The sequence below is a fragment of the Marinobacter sp. MA genome (assembly GCF_048298425.1).
Lineage (GTDB): Bacteria > Pseudomonadota > Gammaproteobacteria > Pseudomonadales > Oleiphilaceae > Marinobacter > Marinobacter salsuginis.
This window is the reverse complement of sequence record NZ_CP103058.1, coordinates 1,413,466-1,440,440: the sequence shown is the minus strand read 5'-3', so window position 1 is coordinate 1,440,440 and position 26,975 is coordinate 1,413,466. Positions and strand designations below refer to the sequence as shown.

Below are 26,975 nucleotides of genomic sequence, written 5' to 3'. Positions count from 1 at the left end.
GCCTGAATGACAGAACGATGACACAGACTTGATTTCGGGAAACGAAAGCTGACTCGGGAGGCGCCAAAGGCGCAAGGAAATGCAAAACAAGAATAAAAATGGCGGAGCGGACGGGACTCGAACCCGCGACCCCCGGCGTGACAGGCCGGTATTCTAACCAACTGAACTACCGCTCCGTGCGGGTCATCACAGCTTGCCTCTGGAAGGCTTTGCATTCAGCGGTGTGAATGCTCTGTGACAACGAGGGCGCATTATAAAGAGGCGCCCTGTCATGTCAACGCTTTTTCTTAAAAATATTCAGAAAAAGCCAGCATTACATCGCGTCGACCATGGCGTCCTTGCCCTGGGCGGTTTTGCGGTATTCGATCGGCGTCATACCGGACCAGCGCTTGAAGGCACGATAGAACGTGCTGGGCTCGGAAAAGCCGGTGAGGTAGACAATTTCATCAATGGATTCGTCGGTCGTTGCCAGAAGCTGACGGGCCAGACGATAGCGAAAATCCGCGAGCACCTGATTGAAGCTGGTCTCGGCCTCCGTCAGGCGCGTGCGCAGGGTTCTCGGCTTGATGCCAAGGCGCTCGGCCACGGCATCCAGGGTGACTTCCCCGCTATCGAGAAGCTCGGCCACGATCCGCTCCACCTGGCCAACGATATCCTTCTTCTCAAGCCGGGCGACCTGTTCGCTGGCAAACCGCTCGTGCAGATCCAGCAGCTCGGGCTCTGCATGGGGTGAAGCGTGGGACAGCAGTTTTGCCGGAAAGTAGAGCCGGTTCTGTGGTGCACCAAAGGTAACGTCGCATCCGAGCACCTCGCGCACATGATCTTGGCCCTCGGTCCGCTCATGCTCGAACTCTATGCGTGAAGGGTAAAAGTTGCCATCGGTGATCGAGCGGAAGAAGGTAATCAGTCCAAGCACAAAACATTCATTGAAATGCCTCAGACGACGAACATCATCAGACGCTGCGTCCAGCACCATGCAGGCATCGTCACCCTCGATGAAGAAATCGGTGTTTGCTGCGTCACTCAGCAGACGCTGATAGTTCTGGGCCCGCCGCAGCCCCTCGCCGAAGGTTGGACTGCTCAGGAAAAGGTACTCCAGCACCTGCCCTTTGTACGCAGGCAGCAGTTGCCCAAGGTGCAGGCCCACATCGGGATCGCCAGAAACATCCTCAACAGCCTGCCAGAAGTACATCTGGGCACTGTGGGGAGTTCGAAGCTGCTCGGTATAAACGTAATTCTCATCCACACCCAGGCGAGTGAAGATGGCGTCGGTATCGATTCCCTTCTTTTTCATCGCCTCATAAATCAGGCGCAACATCACTCCCGCGTCACGAAGTTCCTGCATAAGATTCCGCTTTTTATTGGTTTACTACTGTGACCCTCCCGACAGCCGCCGTGGCACGCCGGGTCAATGCCTGATCTGGCGTGGTTTGCCAGACTCCAGAGGTTTGTCAGACTCAAGGGGCCTATGAAAGGCACCCTGTTAGACAATCGTCTTATATTAGAGCATATCAGGCCACAGACGCCGAGTTGTACCAAAATGTAAAAAAAAGCATACCCTTTGCGACAAAGCTTTCTTATCAGGCAATGCCGGGATCCATGGTCCTGGCTGTAAAGGAGAATACCAATGCCCGAGCCTCTCGTTTATCACCACAAACCGCCCGCCTTGTTACCGATGTATGGTCGAACACTGCTGCCACGACAGAAGCAAACCTGCGGAGATATCAGTATCCCGGGGCTCTCGGCAAGCCTGCTCGGTATCAGCACCGCGGGAAAGAACCTGATGCGCTACCAGCAGGTGTGCGGTTTCGAGGCTCGCAGTCACTTGCCGGTTACCTGGCCGCACGTGCTGGCTTTTCCCCTGCACCTGAGACTGTTGACCGAGAAAAGCTTTCCCCTTCCACTGCTTGGCCTGGTACACCTGCGAAACGCGACTACCCAGCACCGGCCGATCGGCACCGGAGAAAACCTGGATCTCACGGTGAGTCTCGGCAATACCGTAAAAAGTGGCCGGGGTGTGGAGTTCGATCTGATCACCGAGGCACGTTCAGCAGGCAGACTGGTATGGGAAGAAGCAAGTACGACACTGTTCCGGCAGCCGGATGGTGAGAGCAAACTTTCCGGAAAAAAGGCGCCGCCAGAACTCGCGCGTTATCCAAACACAGAAAACCTCAGGGCTCCCGAGTCCATTGGCCGGCAATACGCCCGTGTGTCCGGTGACAGCAATCCGATCCACATGCACGCCCTGAGCGCCAGGGCTTTCGGTTTTCCAAGGGCAATCGCCCATGGGATGTGGACAAAGGCCCACGCACTGGCACTGCTGGAGCAACAGGAAGGCTGGAAAGGCGGCGCTCTAAGCGTTAGTTGCCAGTTCAAGAAACCGCTGTTTCTGCCCGGCACCGCCCAGCTCAACTGGCAAACGGGAGAAAAAGGCTGGGACTATCAGGTATTGAATGCCAAAGGCGATGCGCCCCATTTGACCGGGCGCATCGACTGGCTCTAGGCCTGGGAGGAATCAGTTTCCGGTGCGCAGGGAGCACCCTGGGCGCCGGCAACGGGCAACGTAAAATAGAAACAGGCACCGCCATCTTCCGGTCGCTCAAAACCGATGTCGCCACCCTGGGCCTGTATGAGGGAGCGGCAGGTTGATAGACCAATCCCCATCCCTTCGTCCTTGGTGGTGAAGAAAGGCAGGAAAAGCTTCTCTTCCGCATCTTCCGACAACCCGATGCCATGGTCACGCACCTGGATTCGCACACAGGAATCACCCTGCACACTCGCACTCACCTCGACGGGGGCATTGGAATCGATGCTGCTGGTGGCCTCCAGGGCATTGCGGATCAGATTAAGCGCTACCTGCTGCACCTGGACAGGGTCTGCCAGGACGTCTGGCATGTCCTCAGGCACCGACAGCTCAATGGCGCCCTTGTTGTTGCGCATATCCACTTCTGCAAACTGCCGTGTGTCTTCCAGCAACGCAGGCACTGACAACACTTCCTTGCCAGTGGCCGGCTTTTTCATGAATCGACGGATGCGACGAATGATTTCGCTGGCCCGATGGGACTGCGCCTCAATCTTGTCCAGGGTCTCCTGAAGCAGACTCATGTCTGCATTGTCCTTTGCCATCATCCGTTTGGCGACGCGTGCATAGTTGGTAATGGCGGTCAGCGGCTGGTTTACCTCATGGGCCACGCCGGCAGCCATTTCACCCATGGTGGTCAAACGCGAGGTATGGGCCAGCTGATCACGCTGTTCCTGGACCAGTTGCCGGGCCTCTTCCAGCGCCTTTTCGTTGTCTAGCTCGGCGCTGATATCCCGGAACACCACAACGGCGCCATGGAGCTCGTCAGAGTCCAGCTTGGGGGTCGAACGGTATTCTGCCGGAAAGCCGGTTCCATCGGCCCGCAGCATCCGGATATCCCTCTGGCTCTCGGCGACGCCCTGCTGACAGGTGGCCTTTACCGGGAGACTGTCCGGGTTGTCGCCGGCTGTTGCAAAGTGGGTTTCAAAAAAATTACGGCCTATCAGCTCCTCAACTGGACAGCCCACAATGGACGCCGCCGCAGGATTGGCGAATTCGATAATACCGTTCTCATCAAGGCCATAGATGCCTTCGCTGATGGAATTGAGAATCCGGGCCTGATCACTCTGTAGCTCGCGATTGCGGGCCTGCAGTTCTCTCTCGAGGCGAATCACGCTGGCGTGGGTTTTCACCCGGGCGATCACTTCCTGGGACTGGAAGGGCTTGGAGATGTAGTCGGCGCCTCCCAGGGAGAAGCCTTTCACCTTCGCCTGAAGATCATCCAGCGCGGACAGGAAAACAACGGCGCAGTCCGCCGTCTGGGGATCCGCCTTGAGGCGCTCGCAGACTTCATAGCCGTCCATCTCCGGCATCATGATATCCAGGAGAATCACTTCGGGCTGATGGCGGTGGGCAAGGTCGAGGGCCTTTTCGCCTTCGTTGGCAATGAGCAGCCGGTAACCTTTGTCTTTCAGGGTCTCATAGAGGACTTTGAGGTTCTGCGGGTTATCGTCCACAAGCAGAACCGTCACCTCCGAGTTCTCGCTGACAGCTTCAGTCATAAATGTCGGACCGGTTAAAATAGTAACCGTATGATGCCGCCGGGATCACCCTGCGTCGATAAGGTCCTTTACGGACAGGACCATACGAACGAGATGTGCGAGGGAGTGGGTACCCATCTTGTGCATGACGCGGGAACGGTGAATCTCCACCGTGCGCTGGCTTATCTCCAGCTCAATGGCGATGACCTTGTTGGCCTGCCCGGCAATCATCCGGTCCATGATCTCGTGTTCGCGGGGGGTCAGGCTTTTAACACGACGGATGATCTCCTGCTTCTCATCCAGAGACTTGCGCTGCTCCAGATCCTGTTTGAGTGCCGCTTCGATTTTCTCCAGCAACGCCTCCTCACGGTATGGTTTCTGGATAAAGTCAACGGCGCCCTCTTTCATGGCGTCCACGGCCATGGGCACGTCACCGTGCCCGGTTACAAAGATGATAGGCAGGATGGAGTGCTTTTCATTCAGTTTTTTCTGGAGTTCCATCCCGTCCATGCCGGGCATGCGAATATCCAGCACGATGCAACCTGCCATCTTGTCGGAGTAGTCCTTCAGGAAAGCGGTTGCACTCTCATAGGTCTTGACCGGCTTGCCGTCGGATTTCAGCAGCAGCTCCAGGGAATCTCGGACTGCTTCATCGTCCTCTACAACGTACACGGTTTGCTGGATATCAGTCATGGGTGTGTTCTCTCCTGTCCGTTTTCTTATCATCGCCGGTCAGTGAATTGACGGGTCTTTGTGGTCGTCACGAGCATGTTCCTGGCGCTCGTGTTCCCGCATTTTCTCAAGTCGTTGCTGGATAATGCCAAAAACGCTCTGTTTCGGGTACCTGCCTTTATCATCGGCCTTGCCGGCCGGCTTGCCGAGCAGCAGGGTTATCGCTTCCTCGACTCGGGCAACCGCGTATACCGCAAACTGGCCTCCGCGTACTGCCTTTACCACCTCGCTGTCCAGCATCAGATTCTGCACATTGGTGGTTGGTACAATGACACCCTGGGTGCCGGAAAGCCCGCCTTTAAGCTGGCAGGTTGTGAAAAAGCCTTCAACTTTCTCATTCACGCCGCCTATAGGCTGAACTTCGCCAAACTGGTTGACCGAGCCGGTGATTGCCAGATCCTGTCGCACCGGAATACCGGATAGCGACGAGATCAGCGCGCACAGCTCTGCCAGCGATGCGCTGTCACCATCCACTTCACCGTAGTTCTGCTCGAAAGTCAGACTGGCCGACAGGTGCATCGGGTCGTTGACCGCAAAATGGGAGGCAAGCCAGGAACTCAGGATCATCACGCCCTTGGAATGAAGATTGCCACCGAGCTTTACATCACGCTCTATATCCATCACCGCGCCATCTCCATAATAGCAGGTAGCCGTGACACGGTTGGAAAGGCCGAATTCAAATCCGCCCGTGGACAGCACCGACAGCGCATTGACCTGGCCAACACACTTGCCGCTGGTAGATACGAGCGTCGTGCCATCACGGATGGAATCGTAGAACTGATCCCGGATACGGCTGCTGCGATATTTCGCACTTTCCAGCGCGCGTTCAACATGCAGATCCTGGATCAGCTTCGCACCGGCCTGCCTGGCCCAGAAATCCGATTCCCGCAGCAGGTTGGCAATATCCGCGGCGTGCAGGGAGAGTCGATCCTGATGTTCTGCCATCCGGGCACTATGCTCGATTACCCGCGCAACGGCCTTGTTCGAACAGTGCAGCAGCTTCTTCTCACTGACCAGACTGGCGATGAACTTGGCATAGAGCAGCTGGCTGTCATCGGTGCGGTACATCTCGTTCTCGAAATCCGCCGTAACTCTGAACAGTTCGGCAAACTCGGAATCGTATTCCTGCAGCAACATCCAGGTTTCACGATCACCAAACAGAACGATCTTCACGTCCAGGGGGACCGACTCAGGTTCAATTGAGATAGTGCCGGACAGCGTCAGTTCCCTCTCCAGGGAATTTATCTGTATGGACTTCGAACGCAGGGCGCGCTTGAGGCCGTCCCACACGAAGGACTGTTCCAGAACCTTGATGGCATCCATCAGCAAATAGCCGCCGTTGGCCCGGTGCAGGCTGCCGGGGCGAATCAGGGAGAAATCCGTGAACACCGTGCCCTTGTAGGTAACATTTTCGACGTAGCCAAACAGGTTGTGGTAGGTGGGGTTATCTTCCACCACCACGGGCACCTCGTTCGTCTTCTGGTGCACCAGTACGTTAACCAGATAACGGCGCGGCATTTTCTTGTCGAGTGAGGCGTAAGCAATGGCAGCCTGTTCTTCATTGTCGTCGAGGAATATCTCCAGGTTCTCCACCAGGTCAGCGCGAACCGCCTCAAAGTAGGCGACCACATCCGGCAGATCCTTGTACTTTTCGATCAACTCATCAATCTGGTGGCCCGAGATACTTTCCAGAGTTTCCTGGTTCAGCGCCTGTTGCTTATCGGCGTACTCCTGCTCCCAGTCCGCCAGTTTTCGCAGGGCCTGGCGAAGCTTTTTCTCAAGCTTGTTTATCGCGTCTTCAAACTTGTCCCGCTGCTCCTCGGTAAGAGCCTGGAAGGATTCTGCGGTATGGGGTTCGTCACCGTTCATGGCCACCAGCCGGTAACCACCTGGCGTGGTGACGGTCAGGCTGACCTTTTTGCGTCGCGCCTGGGCCGCCACTTTCTCCAGCTCGTCTTCCTGCTTTTTGCCGTATTCGTTCTTTAGCTGCTCCGAGCGTTCCAGAAAACTGTCACTGTCAAACGTCTGGGGAATCACTTTCACCAGGCGACTCATCAGCTTTTCCATGTCCTGCTTGAGCTGGGTGCCTTTTCCAGCCGGCAACTGCAACAGCTTCGGAATACGCGGCTCCTCGAAGTTGGCCACATAGCACCAGTCATGGCTCTGCTGATCCGTATCCACATGGTGCTCAAGGTAACGCAACATCATGGTGCGCTTACCCAGGCCATTTCGGCCAACGGCATAGACGTTGTAGCCGCCATGAGGCATCGCCAGGGCAAAACGCACAGCTTCCTGGGCGCGGTTCTGGCCGACGATTTCAGCCAGAGGCTCAAGTTGCTTGGTGGTTTTGAACGGCAGATCTTTCAGAACACAGGCTTTGTAAAGCTGGTGCAGAGACAGTGACTTCAAGGTTTGGTCCTGTAACGGTTAACACATTGGCCGGTCATTGTAGATTCTGCGGTCGGCTCTGTCGCGTTCGGCACGAAGATTTCTGGAGTTGCGCACAGCGCGCAGGAATTTGTTAGGCAGTTCACAAATCCGTAGCCGTTCATTTTTCAACCAGCCGTTCCGGAACTACACTTCATCTCCCAACCATAAATACAATGCACGCAACGGACGCCAGCGTATGACCAGTGATTCCGCCGAACGCAGAATCAAGGATCGTTACCCCGCCTCCTGCCTGAAGGTTCAGCTCCGGGAGCGTGGCTTCTTTGGTCGGGGCAAGCAACCAACGCCGGTTACCTGCCTGGACCTGAACCGCTACGGTATGGCCGTTCTCTGCCCCAGGCCGGTAGAACCCGGGGCCCGCCTGTTCATGGATTTCGACGGCAAATACATCAGCGAATCGCGGGTTTGCGCCCGGGTGGTGGAGTGTCAACCTTACCAGGCGGGTTATCGCGTCAGCGTCCAGTTCAGCTATTGCCTGGACAAAAAAGGCTATTCGCGCACCGTCGACAATGCTCTCTCCCGCATCGAAGGCTTCTACAACCGGTTTGCCAGCTGATCCGGTTCCGGGCTCACACCAGCCCCGCGTCAAGGCTGGCAGCGACGTACATCCCTAACTCGCGACACTGATCTTCAAACTCATCGCGGTACTCACCCCTGCAGATCATAGGCTCCTGTATCAGCTTCCAGCGCAGACCCGTCGTAATGCTTTCGATTGCCCGATTGGTGCCCGTTCCGTCATGGCCGGCCCGAATGTAATAGGCAAAGGGCAACCCCTGGGTTTTCTCGAGGCAGGGATAGTAGCTGCGGTCGAAGAAGTCCTTCAGGGCCCCACTCATATACCCGAGATTCTCAGTGGTGCCCAGAATGATAGCGTCGCAGGCCAGAATGTCTTCAGGCCCCGCATCCAGAGGTGCCATTACCTTGACTTCGACGCTTTCGATGTCTTCATGGCGTGCGCCCTGCTCAGCCGCCTCCCTGAGCTTGAGAGTATTCGGGGAAGGCGCATGAGCGATGATCAATAATCTCTTTTTTGCTTCCATACCGACTCTGATCTGTATCTGAAGAGCAAAGAAACCCAATACTCACCGAGTATGAATTCATTGTGATACCAGCTCAAACCAGAGGAACGGACAGCAAGCACAGATGATCATTATTTGAGCAGCACAGAGACGAAATTAAGAGATCTGTTACGAGAACATTTAAACCATCTGAACGGATACCCTGCAAAGACTCCTGCTTACTATGGACTGAACAGTCAAAGGAGGAGAAATCAATGCATTTTCCCAACAGCAAAAAACTGCAGACTCTCTATCGTCAAATGAAATACAGAAGGTGGATCAGAATCCAGCTGCAACAGGCTGGAGGGGCAGATTACCTCAGGCGCCTGGAAGTCGACATCGGTGCTGAACCGGGTCACTTCAGGAGAGAGCTGGAAAGAAGACTGATACCTGAAAGGAAAGCCGAAGGTAACGGTGGTGCGGCAGGTCTGGATCTACACCTGCCGCCCCTGACATCACTGAGGAAGGTTTAGAGAAGCTCGCCGTTCGCTTCTGCGGGCGCCTCTTCAGCATCTTTCTTCGAGACCGGCTTGGGCATCAGCTTGTCACGAACCTTGGCTTCAATCTCGTTAGCAATGTCCATGTTTTCCTCCAGGAACTTGCAGGCATTCGCCTTGCCCTGGCCGATCTTGTCGCCGTTGTAGGCGTACCAGGCGCCGGATTTATCCACAAAGCCTTCCTTGACCCCCATATCCAGGACTTCCGCCATGTGGTAAATGCCCTTGCCGTACATGATCTGGAACTCGGCCTGTTTGAACGGCGGGGACACCTTGTTCTTGACCACTTTCACGCGGGTCTCGTTACCCACCACCTCGTCGCCGTCTTTAACGGAACCGATACGGCGGATATCCAGGCGCACAGAGGAATAGAATTTCAGGGCGTTACCACCGGTGGTGGTTTCCGGGCTGCCGAACATGACGCCGATCTTCATACGGATCTGGTTGATGAAGATCATCAGGCAGTTGGCATGCTTGACGTTACCCGTCAGTTTCCGCAGCGCCTGGGACATCAGTCGCGCCTGCAGGCCAACGTGGCTGTCGCCCATTTCACCCTCAATTTCCGCTTTCGGTGTCAGGGCCGCCACGGAGTCAACGATGATCACGTCAACCGCATTGGAACGCACCAGCATGTCGGCGATTTCCAGGGCCTGTTCACCGGTATCCGGCTGGGACACCAGAAGATCGTCCACATTCACGCCCAGCTTCTCGGCGTAGACCGGGTCGAGGGCGTGTTCGGCGTCGACAAACGCACAGGTTTTACCCGCCTTCTGTGCCTCGGCAATCACCTGCAGGGTAAGCGTGGTTTTACCGGAACTCTCAGGGCCGTAGATTTCACAGATTCGACCGTAAGGCAGACCGCCAATACCCAGGGCAACGTCCAGGCCCAGAGAACCGGTGGAGACCGCAGGAATGGCTTCGCGGGGCTGGTCACCCATTTTCATCACGGCGCCCTTGCCGAACTGGCGCTCGATCTGCCCAAGTGCTGCGCTCAATGCTTTCTTGCGGTTGTCTTCCATCAGTGCAAACCCTCTGTCGCCTGGGCCGCCGGGCCCCAATCAAGGCCGGCAGCGAAATAGTGGATCGGGAATCTCTACAGCTTGACCAGTCAATTCCCTGTATATTTGAACAGTATTAAAACATAACCCGGAGAGGAGACCAACCCCTGCGGATGTGAAAGCCGTCAGAGTTCGCCCACAAAATCGCTAACCCCTTGAAGAGCAAACAGAACGGCCTGGCGGCGGACCTGATCACGGTCGCCCTCGAAGTGCTTTACCAGCGCCACGGTGGTGGCCGGACTGCTGCCCCAGGCGAACCAGACGGTACCGACAGGCTTATCCTCGCTGCCACCGCCAGGCCCGGCAACGCCACTGATGGCCACGGCAACGTCGGCATCTGTTGCCACCAGGGCGCCGGCCACCATTTCCCGCACCACCGGCTCGCTGACCGCACCATGCTCATCCAGCGACTTCCGGGTCACGCCCAGGAGCCCCTGCTTGGCCTCATTGCTGTAGGTTACCAGACCGCCGAGCACATAGGCCGAAGACCCCGCCCGGTCGGTCAGCACCTTGGCAACCCAGCCGCCGGTACAACTTTCTGCCGTAGCCACTGTACGGCCGGTGCGCAGCAACCGCTCACCGAGGCGATTGCCTGCGTCCTCCAATTCCTGATCGCTGGCCAGCATAATGACCTCCTTCATTTCATCGCGGCGGTTATTTTCTTACAATTCACGCCTTCATCCAAAGCAAGGCTAACGGACCCGTTCATGTCAGCAGCTCAGACCGATCTTTCCAAGCACACCCCGATGATGCAGCAATACCTGAAGATCAAGGGCCAACACCCCAATGAACTGGTGTTCTACCGCATGGGGGATTTCTACGAGCTGTTTTACGAAGACGCCAAGAAAGCGGCCGAGCTAATGGACATCACCCTCACGGCCAGGGGCCAGTCCGGGGGCAACCCGATCCCCATGGCCGGCATCCCCTATCACTCTTCTGAGGGTTACATTGCCCGCCTGGTTCGGGCAGGTCAATCCATCGCCATCTGCGAGCAGATCGGTGACCCTGCCACCAGCAAGGGACCGGTTGAGCGCCAGGTGGTTCGGATCGTCACACCGGGGACCCTGAGTGACGACGCCTATCTTGAGGATCGCCGTGACAACCTTCTGGTCGCCATATATAACCACCGGGAACAGTTCGGTTTTGCCTCGCTCGACATCTCCAGCGGCCGCTTTGCGGTATCAGAGCTGGAGAACCTGGAAGCCCTGCAGGGCGAACTCCAGCGCCTGCGTCCGGCGGAAATTCTGATCAGCGAGGATTTTCCCTACGAGGAAATACTGGAGGGCTTCACCGGTATCCGCCGTCAGGGCCCCTGGCTGTTCGAATCCGACACGGCCCGCCGGGTGATTACCCAGCAACTGCAGGTGAGAGATCTGACCGGTTTTGGCTGTGAGGACCTCAATCTGGCCGTCTGTGCCGCCGGTTGTCTGCTGCAGTACGCCAGGGAAACCCAGCGAACCGCCCTGCCCCATATCCGCAAGCTGACCCGCGAACGCAGGGATGAAGCGGTGATTCTGGATGCCGCCAGCCGTCGCAATCTGGAAATCGACACTAACCTGATGGGCGGCCATCAATACACCCTGGCCTGGGTGATGGACCGCACAGCCACGGCCATGGGTGGCCGGGAGCTTCGCCGCTGGCTGAACCGCCCGTTGCGGGACGTGGAGACTGTCCGTCAGCGCCAACAGGCGGTTTCGGCACTGCTGGACGGGTTTCATTACGAACCGGTACACGACCTGCTGAAAGCCGTGGGCGACATTGAGCGGGTATTGGCGCGAGTTGCCCTGCGCTCAGCGCGACCTCGGGACCTCGCACGACTACGGGATGCCTTCCAGGCCCTGCCGGACCTGCAGGAAACCCTGAAACCGGTCAACTCCCACCACGTCGTCAAACTGGCCACCATCATTGGCGAATACCCGGAACTCGCAGACCTGCTGGAGCGTTCGATCATCGATAATCCGCCGGTTGTGATCCGCGACGGCGGAGTGATCCGGGAAGGGTTTGACGAAGAGCTGGACGAGTTGCGCAATATCAGCGAGAACGCCGGCCAGTACCTGCTGGATGTGGAAACACGTGAACGGGACCGCACCGGCATCAGCACCCTCAAGGTCGGCTACAACCGGGTGCACGGTTACTACATAGAAATCAGCCGCGCCCAGTACGACCAGGCGCCGGTGGACTACATTCGCCGCCAGACCCTGAAAAACGCCGAGCGCTTTATCACCCCAGAACTCAAGGAATTCGAGGATAAGGCCCTCAGTGCCAAGAGCCGGGCTCTGGCCCGGGAAAAAGGCCTGTATGACGAAGTGCTGGAAACCGTAGCCGGACAGTTGGCGCCCCTGCAAGATGCCGCCCAGGCACTGGCCGAGCTGGACGTGCTCAGCAACTTTGCAGAGCGGGCCACTTCTCTGCGCTTTTCCGCGCCGGAATTCAGCGAATCTCCCGGGTTCGACATTGAGGAAGGCCGCCATCCGGTGGTTGAACAGTTGCTGGATGAGCCTTTCGTACCCAATGACCTGTTGATGGATACCCAACGCCGCATGCTGGTGATCACCGGCCCGAACATGGGCGGTAAATCCACTTACATGCGCCAGGCAGCGCTGATTGCCCTGCTGGCCTACACCGGCAGCTTTGTGCCCGCCAACCGGGCAGTCATCGGCCCCGTCGACCGCATTTTCACCCGCATGGGCTCCTCGGACGACATCGCCGGCGGCCGATCCACCTTCATGGTGGAAATGACCGAAACCGCCAACATCCTGCACAACGCCACCGAACACAGCCTGGTATTGATGGATGAGGTCGGTCGCGGCACCAGCACCTTTGATGGCCTGTCACTGGCCTGGGCCACCGCCGAGCACCTGGCCCGTGAGATCCGCTGCTACACCCTGTTTGCCACCCACTATTTTGAGCTCACCCAACTGGCCGATGAGCTGCAGCATGCCGTTAACGTGCATCTGACCGCCACCGAGCACGACGACAGCATTGTGTTCCTGCACAATGTCCACGATGGCCCGGCGAGCCAGAGCTACGGGCTTCAGGTGGCCAAGCTGGCAGGCGTACCCCAGGATGTGATCCGCAACGCCAAGACCCAGCTTTCCCATCTGGAAGGCAGTGCCTCACCGGCCGCGCCGGCGGCTTCGGCTGGTGAGCAGAAGGAAGACACGGTCCGGACCAAACCTGCGCCCCAGGTTAATGAATCCGTCTACCAGGGTGACATGTTCGCGAGCCTGGAACCCAGCGCGGTGGAAGAGGCCCTTAAAGAGATGGACCTGGATGGACTCTCCCCACGGGATGCCATGAATCAGCTTTATGAACTGAAAGCGCTGATGAAGAAATAGCGGAAAATTGATCTGTGTAATAAGGTTATAGCAGTCGAACGCTTGCGGCTGTGCGGGTCGCTCCCTACAATATCGCGCACTAAAATATAACGGCGGCGCCCGAGGGCGCTCCTGATGAGACTGACCGACCACTGGACCAGGGATCTGACTATGGCGTTTATCGTTACTGATAACTGCATCAAGTGCAAATACACAGACTGCGTGGAAGTCTGCCCGGTAGACTGCTTCTACGAGGGACCGAACTTCCTGGTAATCGACCCGGACGAATGTATCGACTGCGCCCTGTGCGAGCCCGAGTGCCCGGCCGAAGCCATCTTTTCTGAAGACGAACTGCCGGCCGATCAGGTCCAGTTTGTCGAGCTGAACGCCGACCTGGCCGCGAAATGGCCAAACATCACCGAAAAGAAAGATCCGCTGCCGGACGCCGAAGAGTGGGATGGCAAGCCGAACAAGCTGCAGTATCTGGAAAAGTAAGCCTCCAGAGCTGGGGATCAAAAAAGGGAAGCCGCGGCTTCCCTTTTTCTTTGTCTGAAGGTAATCGGGTGGCCTCAGGTACTGGCCAGCTTGGCGCCCATGGCCACGAAAAAGCCGCCCGTCAGACCGTTCAGCATCCGTTTCATCTTCACATTCACGCCAAGGCTGCGGAAGGTGACCACCACCCAGGCCAGACCACACTGCCAGAGCATGGCCAGCAGAAAATGCACGCCCGCCAACATCAGAGACTGCCGGAAAGCGTTACCGGCGGGGTCCACAAACTGTGGCAGCAGGGCCATGTAGAAGAGCGCGGTTTTCGGATTCAGAACATTGGACAGGAGTCCGTCGCGGAATGAGGCCACCATGGCAACCTTCCGGCGAACGACCTCTTCTTTTTTTACCTCGGGCGCGTCTCCCCGGCGAAGGGCCTGGCGCAACGAACCGATGCCCAGCCATACCAGGTAGCAGGCACCCGCCCACTTCAGGGCGGAAAACGCCCAGGCGGTTTCCACCAACAGAAGTGAAATACCCAAAGCCGAGAGCGTGGCGTGAATGAACAGTCCGCTGCAAATGCCAACACTGGTGACACAGCCATCCCGCAAACCACCCCGGCCGGTGTTCCTCATCACCAGCAGGGTATCAACACCCGGTGTGATGGTGAGCAGGGTAATGGCAACGAGATAGGCCCAGAACAAATCCGATATCAAAATCGTCCCCTATCAAACTCTTGTACAGAACGCTTCAGGGGCCGGACCCGCAACCGGTAAGTCAGGCCTCCTGGTGGAGAATCTTACGCGCCGCGGCGGACTTATAAAACGGTGCAAGCCGCCGGCGAACCAGGGCCTCAACATAGCCCTCTTCACGCAATACGTCTATAACCGGAATTGCGTAGGCATCGATCTCTGCCATGACCACCTCACGGCTGACACCCAAATCGCCCAGCAGGTCTGTGAGCGGTCTTTCGCCATATTTTACGAACAGGTGAGAAACCACCGCACGGGCACAGTTCTCGAAGTAGCCGGTCTTGCGAAACTGCAGCCAGAACTCATAACCCAGCACGACAAACTCCTGCAGTTCGACGTCTCCCAGGCCCTCGTGCAGCTCGGCAATGGTGCGATCTTCCAGTGACACCCAGGCCGCCATCACGCTGTCCCGCAGTTCGTCGTCAGACAGAGCCCTGTGCAGAAACTGCTCGCTCCGGCTGATCAGACCGGGCAGACTGTCAGACAGCCAGGCCTTGAGGCGCCGCTCAAAGGTTTCATCCAGCCCAGGCACCGCCCTGTTGGCCATGCGCTTGCCAAACTTCATCATTGAACCGACGCCCGGCACGGACTTGGTGATCAGATTGTCCTCGTAGAGGTAGTTCACCAGACCGTGGTAAACCACATTGGAGACCAACTCTTGATAGACCGGGTGAGCCATGATTTCACTAATCACCCGCTCCCGCTGCTGCCGCAATTCCAGAGCCTCCTCAAGAAAACCGGTAGCCTGTTCGCGGGTGATGATCTCGCCCAACGTGGTTTGCGACTGCACGTCGGCATTGAGCACTTCGGTTGCCATTTCGGCGGCCAACTCGGGGATACCTGCATCCAGCTCCATATCCATAACGATACGCTGAATAACGCCCATCACCTGGTCTTCCGACGTAATCCGGTTCAGGGTTATCTCATTGGCATAGCCCCAAAGCTCATCCAGCTCCTGCCTCAGAAATTTACGCAGCTTCGTGCCCTTGAGCGAGGCCAGTTCATGCTTTACGTGCTGTTCCAGCAGCTGGTTGGCGAGATCCGTTTTGCCTTTGGTCATGGCGCAATTCTTCCTGTCGTTAAAATGAAAGACACTGACCAGAGGCTAACATGAAGTTCGGGCTGGCAGGTTTGCCAAAACTACAGGTGGGAGGGTGCGGCCCGGCCAGTCCCGCACACCTGCGGACTGCGTGGCCGATTCACTGAAAATCGTTGAACGTGTGGGGCTCTGCCGCCAGGGCCAGGCAAAGACTGCCGGGGCCGACATAGATACTGCTGGTGATGCCCATCTGGGATAGTAGAAGTTCCACACCGTTACGCTCACAGGCATCCCGCAGGCGGTTCAGCCCGGGCAAATCCTCGATTTCAGTCCAGGTCAGGCCACAGGAAAGACTCACGTACGGGGTCAGGAGACCGGCTTCCACTCGGGCCGCGGCATAGTTCATCACCTTCTCCACCGCCACATCGAAACTGCGGGTTTTGGCCACCGGCTGGCCTTCGGCCCCCTGCCCGAAGATGACCGGAGTAATGTTCAGTGCCTTACCCAGGAAGGCCACCAACGCCGACACACTTTTGTCACCACGACGCCTTGCCCGCTCACGGATGTAATGCAGGTCCCGGGGAATCACACAGGTGTAGATCTTGTCGCTGAAGGATTCAACCTCATGTCGCAGGGCATTCTTGGAAACCTTCTGGTCGATCAGCTTGAGGGTATGTGCCGCCAATAGGCCCTGACCGGCGAAGATCTGCTTACTGTCGATCACCCGCATAAAGAAGCGGCCATCGCGACCGGCGGCCTGCCGCGCCCCTTCATAATTGGCCAGAACACTGTTCATGGCTTCGGTGGCGTTCTGGAAAATCAGGCTTCGGGTTTTGGTCACAGTCTCGCAGATAGCGACATCAAACTGGGTAACGATCTTTTCCATGAACAGATCGTGGATCTGTTCGGCGGTGAAGGCGCGGGTTTCCGCCTGATGCCCCTTCTGTAGCAGACCACTCTGGTAGAACTCCTGGGTCCGCACAGGATCGTGCTCGTCTATGTAGGTCTGGCCGTCAATTACAGCGGTTACCGGAAGGATGAACAGGTCGTGCTTGCGGCTGAATTCATAAGGTAAGTCGCACGCAGAATCGACGATCAAACCAACTCGCATGGTGGGCCTCCAGCTCCGGGAAGCTTCTTGACCGGAAGCCCCCCTTTTTTGTCGTTATTTTTTATGCCGCACAGTTTTACACACCCCGATCAGAATTTCAGCAACCCCGGTCTAACCCGCACTGGATGTCATGTCCAGCTCCCGAAGATTCCGTTCGAGCAGTTCCCGGTTATCCTGCTGCCAGGGATGAAATCCCTTGCGGAAATAGGCCAGGAATTCCGGCAGGCACTTGCGAAGCACGCCGGGCTTTCCCCACAGGAAATTCACGCCACCAAGCCAGGTGCGAAGGCTCCAGAGCTTGCCATCGGCCTTCAGCAGGCTGCAGGTATTGAGAAAGGTGTACTTGAAGAAATTCCAGGTCACGAACAGGAAGACAATCCGGCGGAGCCGCTCGTTGCCGACACATTCCCGGTAGACATCAAAGGCCACGGATTTGTGTTCGGTTTCCTCGATTGCATGCCAGCGCCAGAGTTTCGCCATGGCCGGCGTAGCGCCCTCCATCCATTCCGGGTGGCTCAAAATGGCATTGGCCAGAACCGCGGTGTAATGCTCGGCGCCACAGGTGCCTGCCAGTTGGCGGCTGGGCGGCAACTTGCCCACCCACGCCATGTGTTTCTGGAACCGCCGGTCCAGGGCATCAATGTCATAACCCCTGGCCTTCAGGGCTTCGTTGTAGTCCTTGTGCTCACGGCTGTGCAAGGCTTCCTGACCAATAAAGCCGCGAATCTCTGCTTTCAGCTTGGGATCCTCAATTTTGTCCCGATAGAGTCGAACAGCATTTATGAACTGCTGTTCTCCATCAGGGAATTGCAGGGAAAGCGCGTTGAAGAACGCTGTCCGGAAAGCGTCGTTACCGTGCCAGAGCGTTTTGAGGTCTTCACTGACATTGAACCGTAGATGCCTCGGCTCAACGGACACGCCCTCGGGCGTAGAGCTGATGGTCATGACTGCCTCCTGTTTTTGTAGTGTTGTTATCAGTAATGAACAGCGGACAAAAATTCATCAGTCAAAGCAGTTTAAACCCGGAAACCACACGGAAGGAATACTTCAAGAGGGAAATTTGGACAAATTGTCACGAAATGACATTCTGTCAACGATCGAGTTTCAAGAGAAAAGGCAGACACAAAAAAAGGGAGGCACGAAGCCTCCCAAGGACACACAGGGGGTCAGCACTTTCCGGTGCAGAGCCGGAAAGCGCAGGTTTAGTGCTCTTCTGCAGCTCTCACGCCCGGCGCTTCCGGGTCGGCGGTAAAGCCAAGCAATTTGGTACGTTCAATCAGGAAATAGAGGATGGCGCCGGTTGCCAGGCCCCAGCCCGCTCCGTAGACAGCCAGGACCACACCCATGGTGCCGGCGATGCCACGCTCGGTGTTATTCTCCAGCTGCTCCAGCCCTACCATCAGGCAGATATAGCCGGTCAGAAGCAGGGTCAGTGACAGGGCAATCGGCAGTACTGGCTGGAAGAAACTGACCAGGGGCAGCACGAACAGGGCAATAAAGCCGGTAATCCAGAACGTACCGCCACCACTGTAGATGGAGTCCATGGCATTACGGCCATACTTGTAACGCTCGGCCATGGTGGCTGTGACGGCCGTCCAGATCGGCCCGGCCAGGCCCGGGTAAGGCGCAAAGAAAGCGTGGCCACCATTGCGGATCGCGGTTACCAAGTGCACCCGGTCGATGCTGTTGTCGATGTCTTCATCTTTACGCAGGTGGTCAACCCGGTTCATCAGAGACTGGCCCACCACGATGTCGCCGAAGGCAATCACGTAGGCGATCACCGCCGTGGGAATGGCATACAGGAAGACGTTAGCGTCCGGGAAACCGACCGCGAACGGCAGGTAGTTCCAAAGCTCGTCAAACGCTGGCTTGGTGATGCCCCACTCGACATTGGGCACCTCGTATTCGCCAGTGGCAAAGCCGACCAGAATCGCAACCACCATACCCGGCACCATGCCGTAGTTGGCAATCTTGCGGGCGATGGAGCTGCTTTCCACAAAGCCTTTGAACGATACGGAGAACATCAGGTACAGGCACACCAGGCCACCGATGATCAGGGAAATCGGCGTGTTAGCCAGGCGGCCGCCCGCCTCGATTTCCCCCATCAGGGCGGCGATACCGGCGCCAATAATAATTCCACCTTTCATGGACCGGGGGATCAGCTCCACCAGCTCGCTGCCCAGGCGGGTAATGCCCAGAACCAGGAAGATAATGAACACCAGGAACTGCAGGGCGAACAGAGCCTGAATGGCTTCCGGGCCTGGCTCGTAGTCACTCAGGAACAACAGGACAACCGGAATACCCGGGGTAATCCAGCCAGGCACCAGGGGCACACCCAGCAGGGCCGGCAGCATGAAGCCGATACCGCAGATCACCACGTATGCCAGAGCCACGTCGTAAGGCACACCCAGGTATTTCTCAAGAAGGGGGATCATCGCCAGGCTGACCACGAACATGATCAGGGCCTGCACCATCTCCGCGAATTCCCAGCGGTAATGAACAAACGGCAGACGAACCTTGAAGGGACCAGCCGGCCAGTATGGCTGCTCTTCCCCGTTCTTTCGGTAAAACATTTGCATAAAAAGGTCTCCGGGCTCACGCGGTGCGTGTGCCTGACAGCGTTGTTTTTCTGGTTAAAGTCGGCTGCGCCAGGACGGCGCAGCCGATCACAGGGTCAGTTCAGATCTTTGGCCTGATCTCTCAGCACGAACTTCTGGATCTTGCCCGTGGAGGTTTTGGGCAGCTCCGAGAAGACGATGGTCTTGGGCACTTTAAACCGGGCCAGGTGCTCACGGCAGAAATTGATGATGTCTTCCTCGCTGACCTGCCCCGCCTCCGGCTTGAGGGTAACGAAGGCGCAGGGAGTCTCACCCCACTTCTCGTCAGGCCTTGCTACCACAGCCGCCTCAAGGACAGCGGGATGACGGTACAGGGTATCCTCAACCTCAATGGTAGAGATATTCTCACCACCGGAGATAATGATGTCCTTCAGCCGGTCCTTGATCTCCATGTAGCCGTCTTCGTGCCAAACGGCCAGGTCGCCAGTGTGGAACCAGCCGCCCCGGAAGGCCTCTTCGGTAGCCTTGGGGTTCTTCAGGTAGCCCTTCATCACGGTATTACCGCGCAAGAAGATTTCACCGATGGTCTTGCCGTCTTTGGGCACCGGCTCCATGGTGTTCGGGTCGCCAACCATGGTGCCAGCCAGGGTGTGATAGCGAACGCCCTGGCGAGCCTTCTTGCGGGCCCGGTCGTGCAGCGGCAGGGCATCCCACTCGGACTTCCACGCGCAAACCGTCACCGGCCCATACACTTCGGTCAGGCCATAAACGTGGGTTACCTGGATACCCATCTCTTCGATGGCACCAATCACCTGGGCGGGGGGCGCCGCACCGGCTGTCATGGACTTCACTTCGTGGTCGATACCCGCTTTGGCGGATTCCGGCACGTTCAGCAGTGCGTTAAGAACAATCGGCGCACCGCACATGTGGGTCACCTGATGGTCACGGATCAGCTGCAAGATCTTCTCCGGGTCAACCCGACGCAGGCAGACGTGGGTTCCAGCCATGGCGGTGATGGTCCAGGGGAAACACCAGCCGTTACAGTGGAACATCGGCAAGGTCCACAGGTACACCGGGTGCATGTCCATGGACCAGACCGCCTGGTTACCGATGGCATTGATGTAGGCGCCACGGTGATGATAGACCACACCCTTGGGGTTACCGGTAGTGCCGGATGTGTAGTTCAGGGAGATGGCGTCCCACTCGTTGTCCGGGAAGCTCCACTGGAACGCCGGATCGCCTTCGTGCAGAAATGCCTCGTAGTCCAGATCGCTGACCTGAACGCCCTCACCGTACTCGGGATCGTCCACATCAATCACCAGCGGCTTGGTGTCCAGGCGGCTGACGGCGTCCTTGATCACCTCCCCGAATTCACGGTCGGCAATCACAACCTTGGCCTCACCATGCTCCAGCATGAAAGCAATGGCTTCGGCATCCAGGCGAACATTCAGGGTGTTCAACACCGCACCAATCATGGGCACGCCAAAATGGGACTCCACCATGGCCGGAATGTTCGGCAGCATGACGGCAACGGTGTCACCTCGTCCGATGCCGCGCCCTTTCAAGGCCGAGGCCAGACGGCGACAGCGCTCATAGGTCTGCGCCCAGGTGTAACGGATCGCACCATGGATTACCGCGGGGTACTCCGGGTAAACGGTGGCGGTGCGTTCAATAAAATCGACGGGAGATTGGACGGCGTAATTGGCGTCAACGGGCGCCAGGCCCTGGTCAAATATCGAGGTCATTGCGTGGTCCTCTTAAGTGCTGTTGTTCTTATGGCGTATTCAGGAATATCGCTAAACTAGCTATACTTCGGGCTGGCAAAAATAGTATTGAATAGAATAAATACTAGAAATTATACCAACGTATTATAGTTTAGTTACTATATCGAAGAGCCATGAACGATAACTCCCCTTCAAGTGTATTTAGTTTGCACGACGCCGACCCGCAACCCGGATTAATCCTGGATGGCGCGGGCGCTGTCCTGGGGGAGAACCGTGCAGCCAGGGAACTGCGTCAAACAGCCGGCCTGGCCTCGCCCGAGGACCTTCTGCCAATCAACGCCCGGGCATTGGTGAAATCATCCCTGGAACAAATCCGGGCCATTGAAAACGTCGAATCCCGGACGCAACCGGGCCAAACCGGGACGATCTTGATGTGGACGTTCATCCCGGACGTCAAGACGGCCCAGGTTCTGGCACGGGCAAGGAACGCCACGCAAGACGTCCGGACCCAGGAAGAGGCCACCCGCTCCAACCGCCTGTACCGGTTGATCACCGAAAACACCACCGACCTGATCTCCCGACACGCTCCGGATGGGCGTTTTATTGATGCCACTCCCGCATCATGGCGACTGTTGGGCTACTGGCCGGAGGAATTGCGTGGTAAACCGCTCGAAGAGGTCTTTCGCGGAAACCATGTAACCCAGAAACTGGCGGAGACCCGTAACCTGCTCAGGGATGACGGCTACGCCACCATGACCCTGGAGATCATCCACCGAGACGGCTCCCGTCGCTGGTTCGAGATTGCCAGCCGGGCCATCCGGGAGACCTATACCGGCGCCGTGATTGAGGTCATCAGTGTGTCCCGGGATATCACCGCCCGGGTGGAATCCGAAGAGAACAACCGCAGGCTGGCCGACGAACTGGCCCATACCGCCAGGCTCGCGACTCTCGGGGAGCTTGCCTCCAGCATTGCCCACGAAATGAACCAACCGCTGGCCACCATTGTGAACTTCGCCAGCGCCAGCCAGCGCTATCTGAAAAGTGCCCGAACCAACCCTGAATGCCTGGATCGCGTGGATGATGGCCTGCAGAAAATTGTTCACCACGCCAACCGCGCATCGGAAGTGATCAAACGCCTCCGGGCTTTCTTACGCAAAGGGCAGAAGCGGACCGCGCCAATCGCCCTGAACGACGTCGTGAGCAACGTCGCCCGGCTGTGTCAGTGGGAAGCGGAAAAAAATAATGTGCAGATCCTTGAGAGGCTGGCCTGCTGCGCGCCGGTCATCACCGCCGACCCGGTGCTGCTGGAACAGGTGTTGATCAATCTGATCCGCAACGGCATTGAAGCCACTATCGAAGCCCGTGGCGATGAAACTCAGGGCGCACCCGCGCAGATCGTCATAACCACCTGCATCAACGATCAGAACGAAACCCTGATTGAAGTCACCGATGAAGGCCCAGGCCTGGATGAGCAGGGCATCCGCCAGATGTTCCAGCCGTTCTACACCAGTAAGCCCCAGGGCCTCGGCCTCGGGCTGTCCATGAGCCGTTCCATTATCGAGGGTTTCGGTGGCTTCCTCGACGCCCGCCCCGCAGCCACCGGTGGCCTGTCGCTAATCTGTCGATTCCCGGCCAGCCAGAACCAGAAGCACAAAACCGCAATCACGGAGAACCAGCCTGATGACTGACCATTCTGCCCCGGAAGCCACCACCGTCTACGTTGTTGACGACGACGCCGGCATGCTGGAATCCACCCAATGGTTGCTGGAATCGGTGGGCCTGAACGTGGAAGCCTACAGCGACGGCCGGAAATTTCTGGATGCGGTAGGTAACAAGAAAGCCGGCTGCGTGGTTCTCGATGTGAGGATGCCGGGACTCGGCGGCCTGAATGTTCAGGAGGAGCTTCAGAAACGAGGGTTGGACCTGCCCATCATCTTTGTCTCTGGCCATGCGGATGTGCCTATTGTGGTCAGGGCTTTCAAGTCTGGCGCTTTCGACTTTATCGAAAAGCCTTTCAACGAACAGCTCCTGCTGGACAGCGTTCAGCAGGCGCTTCAGGAACACCAGCCATCCGGCCCACAGCTGCAGGGGGATGAGTCAACCGAAGCCCTGCTGACCACCCTCACCCGGCGCGAACGGGATGTGTTTCTGCCACTGGCCCAGGGCTACACCAGCAAGGAAATCGCCGAGCAGTTGGATGTCAGTGTAAAGACGATCGATCTGTACCGGGCCCGGGTGATGAAACGCCTGGGCGCCGATCGCCTGCCAGATGTGACTGGCAAAGCCATCGCCGCCGGTCTGCTTGACCCGCTGGACCTGCGTAGCGAAAAAAGCTGAGCAGCCCCTACCTCGAGGCCGCCTGCACATCGTGAGCCAACACGCCCAGCCTGGCCACGGCCTGCTCAATACGCTCACTCCAGGGGTTAGCGCTGTTCAGTCTCAGGCAGTTTTCGTATTTTTCCGCGGTGGAGAACATCAACCCCGGCGCCACGTTAATATCCTCAGCCCTGGCCCTGTGATACACCTCGGTGCCGGAAACGCCATCCGGCAACTGCACCCAGAGTACAAACCCTCCCTGGGGCCGACTCACAGCCGTGCCCTCCGGAAATGCCCGGGCCACGGCTGTGCGCATACGCTCAGTGGACTCACGATAGTGCTGACGCGCTGAGCGCAGATAGCGATCGTAACCGCCCTGCTCCAGAAAATGCGCCACCGCCATCTGGGGAATCGATGAGGTTGCCAGGTTGACAAAGTACTTGTGCTGCCGGGCGCTGGCCATATGCCGCCCCGGTACCATCCAGCCAAGCCGCAGGCCCGGTGAGATAGTCTTGGAGAACGAACTGCAGTAAATCACATTGTCCGCACGATCGAATGCCTTGGCCGGTTTTGGCCGGTCTCCGGAATGATGCAGATCCCCGTAAATGTCGTCCTCGATCAGAGGCACCGCAGCAGCCGCCAGCATGGAAACCAGCTGCTTCTTGCGTTCGTCGGACATTCGCGCGCCCATGGGGTTGCTGTGATTGGTCACCACCACACAGGCTTTCAGGGGCCACTGCTCGAGGGCCAGTTGCAGGCCTTCGAGGCTCAGGCCCTCGGAGGGATGTGTCGGAATTTCAATGACTTTCAGCCCGACCACTTCCAGTGCCTGGAGAATCCCGGGGAAGGACGGCGATTCCACCGCCACAATGTCACCGGGCTGGGTCACGGCACGAAGCGCCAGGATGATGGCCTCCTGGGCACCGTTGGTGGCGAGCACATCATCCGGCGTTACCGGTACTCCGAGTGTCGCCATCCGCTGGGCAATCTGCCGCCGAAACGATTCCTTGCCGGGAAAGGCATAGTCGAGTGTTTCCAGGCCTCGTCGTGCGGCCCAGAGCGTGCTGTGCTGGATTTGCCGAAGCGGCAGGTAATCAGGATGGGGAATCGCTGTCGCCAGAGGCACCATCCGCTTCTGCTCGTCGGCACAAAGGTCCAGGGTCATTTCCCGGGCGCTGACTGGCACCGGACGGCTGCGGTGCCTTCGCATCACAGGCTCGGGTGCATCCACCGTCGGCAGCCTTACGAAGTAGCCACTGCGCTCCCTGGCCTGCAGAAAGCCTCGTGCTTCCAGGGTCTGGTGCGCCTGCAGGATAGTCGAAATACTTACGCCATACTGCCGGCTCAGCATTCGCACGCCTGGCAATCGATCACCGTCACGGTAGACACCGTCCCTGATCATCTCCTGAAGCTGATCCGCCACCTGATTGTAAAGAATGCCCATCCTACGCCCCTCGTCTGACTGTCTTTCGGGAGTTGCCACTCCATTGCACCAGAAGCAGCACCTCTTCATGCAGTACAGATACTGTCGAATATGACCGGCACAGATTCCGAAAACCACACTCTGTACCGGTTCAAAATGAGATTATCTGAATCTGTTATGTCAGTCAGTTCATTTCCTACAATAAGCTCAACATCCAAGGTGCTTCCAGGTGAGGCCAAACAACCCAAGGAGATGAGACCATGACACACCCCCTCTATCAGGTGGATGCCTTTACCAGCAAGGTATTCGGTGGCAACCCGGCCGCGGTCATGCCCCTGGAGCAATGGCTGCCGGACAATGTCATGCTCTCGCTCGCCATGGAGAACAATCTCTCCGAGACGGCTTTTTTCGTGCGGCTTCCCGAGGACGAAGAAGCCGATTTCCATATCCGCTGGTTTACGCCGGGCACAGAGGTGCCGCTGTGTGGCCACGCCACTCTGGCCAGCGCCTGGGTGATCTTCAACAAGCTTGGCTGCGATGAAGAGCGAATCCGCTTTGACTCCAAAAGCGGCCGGCTGTCCGTCAGGCAGTCCGATGACGGCTGGCTGGTCCTGGATTTCCCGAATCTGGCCTTCGAGGAGCAAACCACGCCAACGCTGATTCGGGAAGCTCTGGAAGGCGGACCTGATACCGCTTTTTTTGTTCCCAACGACACCAACTACATGGTGGTTCTGAAGGACGAAGCGGCCGTGCGTGCTGCCCAGCCCGACATGCGCAAATTAAAGCAACTGGGTAACCAGGGGCTGATCATTACCGCACCGGGCACCGACTGCGATTTTGTCAGCCGATATTTCGCTCCGGGCGCCGGCATTGATGAGGACCCGGTGACCGGTTCCATTCACAGCGTACTGGTACCCTACTGGGCTGAGAAACTGGGCAAAACAAGGCTGGACGCCCGTCAGATTTCGGCCCGTGGCGGTGTGCTACGCTGCGAACTGAAAGGCGACCGGGTCGATATCGCCGGGCAGGCTGCCTTCTACATGGAAGGCTCCGTCTACCTGCCCTGAGACTGGTATACTGCCCGCCGTTTTCTTTGCAACGGCGGGCAGCATGACGGCAGGTTCAGCATCACAGTACGACGTAATCATTATCGGCGCCGGCGCGGCGGGCCTGATGTGTGCGGCAACCGCCGGCTATCGCGGCCGCCGGGTGCTGGTGCTGGACCACGCCAACAAGCCGGGCAAGAAAATCCTCATGTCCGGAGGCGGGCGCTGCAACTTCACCAACCTGAACAGCACACCCTCCAACTTCCTGTCGGACAACCCGCACTACTGCATCTCCGCGCTCAAGCGCTACACACCTCAGGACTTCCTGGAACTGGTGGATCGACACGGCATTGAGCACGAGGAAAAAGCCCCAGGCCAGCTGTTCTGCAAAAACAGCGCCAAGGACATCCTCAACATGCTGCTGACCGAATGTGAGTGGGCCGGCGCGGAAGTGAGGATGAAGACTGCGGTCGACCGCATAGCGGAAACCGACAATGGCTATCGCCTGCGCGTCGGCTCCGGCGATCTCACCTGCGAATCCCTGGTGATAGCCACCGGCGGCCTGTCCATTCCCACCATGGGCGCCACGGCGTTTGGTTACCGGGTGGCCGAGCAGTTTGGCCTGAAGGTACTGCCCACCCGGGCAGGCCTGGTGCCCTTTACCCTGCAGCCGGAGTTGAAAGAACAGCTTGCCCCTTTGTCTGGTGTCAGTTGCCCGGTGGACGTGCAATGCCATGACCAGCACTTCCGGGAACCCATGCTGGTTACTCATCGGGGGCTCAGTGGCCCGGCGATGCTCCAGATCTCAAGTTTCTGGGAACCGGGGGACAGCCTGGCTATCAACCTGCTGCCAGCCTGCAACATCAGGGACGACCTTCTGGGCCTGCGGAAAACCCGCCCGCAATCGACCATTGCAAACTACCTGACCCAGCACCTGCCAAAACGGTTTGCCCAGGCCTTCAACGAACTGCAGGGCTGGACCGGCCCTCTGCAGGGCTACAAGAACAGCGATATCGAACAGGTTGCCGACACTCTGGGCCAATGGTCGATCAAGCCAGCTGGAACCGAGGGCTACCGAACCGCAGAAGTAACCCTGGGGGGCGTTGATACCCGCCAGCTCTCCTCCAAGACCATGGCAGTACTGGAACGGCCAAACCTGTATTTCATTGGCGAGGTCGTGGATGTGACCGGCCATCTTGGCGGCCATAACTTCCAATGGGCCTGGGCCTCGGGTGTGGCAGCCGGTAACAGCGCCTGAACGGACATCCGCTTGCCCAAAGCTGGCGTAGAACTGGTAACCTGAGTCCATGAATTGGCCTCACCAAAGAACGCGACAAACAGGGGGAAA

At 57.7% G+C, this 26,975-nt stretch carries 22 protein-coding genes and 1 tRNA gene; 8 read left to right on the top strand and 15 right to left on the bottom strand.

Annotated features, from left to right (window positions below; translation table 11 throughout):
• Positions 1-99: 99 nt before the first annotated feature.
• Both NUW46_RS06775 and NUW46_RS06770 read right to left on the bottom strand, forming a co-directional pair.
• A tRNA-Asp gene (locus NUW46_RS06775) sits at positions 100-176 on the bottom strand.
• Positions 177-313: 137 nt separating this feature from the next.
• Complete coding sequence (locus NUW46_RS06770; RefSeq protein ID WP_418141726.1) at positions 314-1,345, bottom strand: AraC family transcriptional regulator; 1,032 nt, start codon at positions 1,343-1,345, stop codon at positions 314-316.
• A gap of 282 nt (positions 1,346-1,627) precedes the next feature.
• Here NUW46_RS06770 and NUW46_RS06765 point away from each other — a divergent pair, with 282 nt between their 5' ends.
• The gene (locus NUW46_RS06765) at positions 1,628-2,503 is read left to right on the top strand and encodes a MaoC/PaaZ C-terminal domain-containing protein (RefSeq protein ID WP_418141725.1); all 876 of its coding nucleotides are present in this window, start codon (positions 1,628-1,630) and stop codon (positions 2,501-2,503) included.
• On the opposite strand, the gene NUW46_RS06760 is transcribed toward NUW46_RS06765, so the two are convergent.
• Genes NUW46_RS06760 through NUW46_RS06750 form a run of 3 tightly spaced genes read right to left on the bottom strand, consistent with a single transcriptional unit; the run spans position 2,500 to position 7,203 of the window.
• Complete coding sequence (locus NUW46_RS06760; protein WP_418141724.1) at positions 2,500-4,083, bottom strand: response regulator; 1,584 nt, start codon at positions 4,081-4,083, stop codon at positions 2,500-2,502. The genes NUW46_RS06765 and NUW46_RS06760 overlap by 4 nt on opposite strands.
• A gap of 45 nt (positions 4,084-4,128) precedes the next feature.
• Positions 4,129-4,755: a response regulator FixJ gene (gene fixJ / locus NUW46_RS06755; protein WP_069183866.1), complete on the bottom strand. Its 627-nt coding sequence runs from the start codon at positions 4,753-4,755 to the stop codon at positions 4,129-4,131.
• Between the two features lie 39 nt (positions 4,756-4,794).
• Positions 4,795-7,203, bottom strand: coding sequence for an AAA family ATPase (locus tag NUW46_RS06750; RefSeq protein ID WP_418141723.1), 2,409 nt, complete (start codon positions 7,201-7,203; stop codon positions 4,795-4,797).
• Positions 7,204-7,420: 217 nt separating this feature from the next.
• On the opposite strand from NUW46_RS06750, the gene NUW46_RS06745 reads away from it, so the two are divergent.
• Positions 7,421-7,798, top strand: coding sequence for a PilZ domain-containing protein (locus tag NUW46_RS06745; RefSeq protein ID WP_069183868.1), 378 nt, complete (start codon positions 7,421-7,423; stop codon positions 7,796-7,798).
• Between the two features lie 13 nt (positions 7,799-7,811).
• Here the strand turns inward: NUW46_RS06745 and NUW46_RS06740 are convergent, their stop codons facing one another.
• From NUW46_RS06740 to pncC, 3 genes are all read right to left on the bottom strand, one after another.
• Positions 7,812-8,282 carry a flavodoxin family protein gene (locus tag NUW46_RS06740; protein ID WP_418141722.1) on the bottom strand — a complete coding sequence of 157 codons (471 nt, stop codon included), beginning with the start codon at positions 8,280-8,282 and terminating at the stop codon, positions 7,812-7,814.
• Between the two features lie 487 nt (positions 8,283-8,769).
• Positions 8,770-9,816: a recombinase RecA gene (gene recA / locus NUW46_RS06735; RefSeq protein WP_069183871.1), complete on the bottom strand. Its 1,047-nt coding sequence runs from the start codon at positions 9,814-9,816 to the stop codon at positions 8,770-8,772.
• Positions 9,817-9,980: 164 nt separating this feature from the next.
• Positions 9,981-10,481, bottom strand: a complete 501-nt coding sequence (gene pncC / locus NUW46_RS06730) for a nicotinamide-nucleotide amidase (protein WP_069183872.1) — start codon at positions 10,479-10,481, stop codon at positions 9,981-9,983.
• Positions 10,482-10,562: 81 nt separating this feature from the next.
• Between pncC and mutS the strand changes: the two genes are divergently transcribed.
• Both mutS and fdxA read left to right on the top strand, forming a co-directional pair.
• Positions 10,563-13,193, top strand: a complete 2,631-nt coding sequence (gene mutS / locus NUW46_RS06725) for a DNA mismatch repair protein MutS (protein ID WP_418141721.1) — start codon at positions 10,563-10,565, stop codon at positions 13,191-13,193.
• Between the two features lie 150 nt (positions 13,194-13,343).
• Complete coding sequence (gene fdxA, locus NUW46_RS06720; protein WP_008170541.1) at positions 13,344-13,667, top strand: ferredoxin FdxA; 324 nt, start codon at positions 13,344-13,346, stop codon at positions 13,665-13,667.
• 74 nt (positions 13,668-13,741) lie between these two features.
• On the opposite strand, the gene NUW46_RS06715 is transcribed toward fdxA, so the two are convergent.
• The 6 genes from NUW46_RS06715 to NUW46_RS06690 all read right to left on the bottom strand — a co-directional run bounded on the left by NUW46_RS06715 (position 13,742) and on the right by NUW46_RS06690 (position 20,863).
• Positions 13,742-14,371 (bottom strand): LysE family translocator, encoded by a 630-nt coding sequence (locus NUW46_RS06715; RefSeq protein ID WP_418142018.1) that lies wholly within the window; start codon positions 14,369-14,371, stop codon positions 13,742-13,744.
• 64 nt (positions 14,372-14,435) lie between these two features.
• Positions 14,436-15,470 carry a hypothetical protein gene (locus tag NUW46_RS06710; RefSeq protein WP_418141720.1) on the bottom strand — a complete coding sequence of 345 codons (1,035 nt, stop codon included), beginning with the start codon at positions 15,468-15,470 and terminating at the stop codon, positions 14,436-14,438.
• A 139-nt stretch (positions 15,471-15,609) separates the two neighbouring features.
• Positions 15,610-16,560 carry a DegV family protein gene (locus NUW46_RS06705; protein WP_069183876.1) on the bottom strand — a complete coding sequence of 317 codons (951 nt, stop codon included), beginning with the start codon at positions 16,558-16,560 and terminating at the stop codon, positions 15,610-15,612.
• 111 nt (positions 16,561-16,671) lie between these two features.
• Positions 16,672-17,505 carry a metal-dependent hydrolase gene (locus NUW46_RS06700; protein ID WP_418141719.1) on the bottom strand — a complete coding sequence of 278 codons (834 nt, stop codon included), beginning with the start codon at positions 17,503-17,505 and terminating at the stop codon, positions 16,672-16,674.
• 257 nt (positions 17,506-17,762) lie between these two features.
• Entirely contained in the window at positions 17,763-19,139 is a 1,377-nt protein-coding gene (locus tag NUW46_RS06695; RefSeq protein WP_418141718.1) for a solute carrier family 23 protein, read from the bottom strand.
• Between the two features lie 95 nt (positions 19,140-19,234).
• Complete coding sequence (locus tag NUW46_RS06690; protein ID WP_418141717.1) at positions 19,235-20,863, bottom strand: acyl-CoA synthetase; 1,629 nt, start codon at positions 20,861-20,863, stop codon at positions 19,235-19,237.
• 152 nt (positions 20,864-21,015) lie between these two features.
• Between NUW46_RS06690 and NUW46_RS06685 the strand changes: the two genes are divergently transcribed.
• Together NUW46_RS06685 and NUW46_RS06680 are read left to right on the top strand one after the other, a co-directional pair.
• Entirely contained in the window at positions 21,016-22,530 is a 1,515-nt protein-coding gene (locus NUW46_RS06685) for a PAS domain-containing sensor histidine kinase (RefSeq protein WP_418141716.1), read from the top strand.
• Positions 22,523-23,179 carry a response regulator transcription factor gene (locus NUW46_RS06680; RefSeq protein WP_418141715.1) on the top strand — a complete coding sequence of 219 codons (657 nt, stop codon included), beginning with the start codon at positions 22,523-22,525 and terminating at the stop codon, positions 23,177-23,179. The genes NUW46_RS06685 and NUW46_RS06680 overlap by 8 nt, the downstream gene beginning before the upstream one ends.
• Positions 23,180-23,186: 7 nt before the next feature.
• Here the strand turns inward: NUW46_RS06680 and NUW46_RS06675 are convergent, their stop codons facing one another.
• A complete protein-coding gene (locus tag NUW46_RS06675) occupies positions 23,187-24,602 on the bottom strand; it encodes a PLP-dependent aminotransferase family protein (RefSeq protein ID WP_418141714.1) in 1,416 nt (471 codons plus the stop codon).
• A 239-nt stretch (positions 24,603-24,841) separates the two neighbouring features.
• Here NUW46_RS06675 and NUW46_RS06670 point away from each other — a divergent pair, with 239 nt between their 5' ends.
• The gene (locus tag NUW46_RS06670; protein ID WP_418141713.1) at positions 24,842-25,648 is read left to right on the top strand and encodes a PhzF family phenazine biosynthesis protein; all 807 of its coding nucleotides are present in this window, start codon (positions 24,842-24,844) and stop codon (positions 25,646-25,648) included.
• Positions 25,649-25,691: 43 nt separating this feature from the next.
• Entirely contained in the window at positions 25,692-26,885 is a 1,194-nt protein-coding gene (locus NUW46_RS06665) for an NAD(P)/FAD-dependent oxidoreductase (RefSeq protein WP_418141712.1), read from the top strand.
• The last annotated feature ends 90 nt before the right edge of the window (positions 26,886-26,975 follow it).

Excerpts from the sequence above, each read along its gene's own strand:
- NUW46_RS06745 (WP_069183868.1), top strand. The coding sequence starts at position 7,421 with ATGACCAGTGATTCCGCCGAACGCAGAATCAAGGATCGTTACCCCGCC.
- NUW46_RS06670 (WP_418141713.1), top strand. The coding sequence starts at position 24,842 with ATGACACACCCCCTCTATCAGGTGGATGCCTTTACCAGCAAGGTATTC.
- NUW46_RS06710 (WP_418141720.1), bottom strand. The coding sequence starts at position 15,470 with ATGACCAAAGGCAAAACGGATCTCGCCAACCAGCTGCTGGAACAGCAC.
- NUW46_RS06760 (WP_418141724.1), bottom strand. The coding sequence starts at position 4,083 with ATGACTGAAGCTGTCAGCGAGAACTCGGAGGTGACGGTTCTGCTTGTG.
- NUW46_RS06765 (WP_418141725.1), top strand. The coding sequence starts at position 1,628 with ATGCCCGAGCCTCTCGTTTATCACCACAAACCGCCCGCCTTGTTACCG.
- pncC (WP_069183872.1), bottom strand. The coding sequence starts at position 10,481 with ATGCTGGCCAGCGATCAGGAATTGGAGGACGCAGGCAATCGCCTCGGT.
- fdxA (WP_008170541.1), top strand. The coding sequence starts at position 13,344 with ATGGCGTTTATCGTTACTGATAACTGCATCAAGTGCAAATACACAGAC.
- fixJ (WP_069183866.1), bottom strand. The coding sequence starts at position 4,755 with ATGACTGATATCCAGCAAACCGTGTACGTTGTAGAGGACGATGAAGCA.
- NUW46_RS06675 (WP_418141714.1), bottom strand. The coding sequence starts at position 24,602 with ATGGGCATTCTTTACAATCAGGTGGCGGATCAGCTTCAGGAGATGATC.
- NUW46_RS06690 (WP_418141717.1), bottom strand. The coding sequence starts at position 20,863 with ATGACCTCGATATTTGACCAGGGCCTGGCGCCCGTTGACGCCAATTAC.
- NUW46_RS06695 (WP_418141718.1), bottom strand. The coding sequence starts at position 19,139 with ATGCAAATGTTTTACCGAAAGAACGGGGAAGAGCAGCCATACTGGCCG.
- NUW46_RS06770 (WP_418141726.1), bottom strand. The coding sequence starts at position 1,345 with ATGCAGGAACTTCGTGACGCGGGAGTGATGTTGCGCCTGATTTATGAG.
- NUW46_RS06700 (WP_418141719.1), bottom strand. The coding sequence starts at position 17,505 with ATGACCATCAGCTCTACGCCCGAGGGCGTGTCCGTTGAGCCGAGGCAT.
- recA (WP_069183871.1), bottom strand. The coding sequence starts at position 9,816 with ATGGAAGACAACCGCAAGAAAGCATTGAGCGCAGCACTTGGGCAGATC.
- NUW46_RS06740 (WP_418141722.1), bottom strand. The coding sequence starts at position 8,282 with ATGGAAGCAAAAAAGAGATTATTGATCATCGCTCATGCGCCTTCCCCG.
- mutS (WP_418141721.1), top strand. The coding sequence starts at position 10,563 with ATGTCAGCAGCTCAGACCGATCTTTCCAAGCACACCCCGATGATGCAG.
- NUW46_RS06705 (WP_069183876.1), bottom strand. The coding sequence starts at position 16,560 with ATGCGAGTTGGTTTGATCGTCGATTCTGCGTGCGACTTACCTTATGAA.
- NUW46_RS06680 (WP_418141715.1), top strand. The coding sequence starts at position 22,523 with ATGACTGACCATTCTGCCCCGGAAGCCACCACCGTCTACGTTGTTGAC.
- NUW46_RS06685 (WP_418141716.1), top strand. The coding sequence starts at position 21,016 with ATGAACGATAACTCCCCTTCAAGTGTATTTAGTTTGCACGACGCCGAC.
- NUW46_RS06665 (WP_418141712.1), top strand. The coding sequence starts at position 25,692 with ATGACGGCAGGTTCAGCATCACAGTACGACGTAATCATTATCGGCGCC.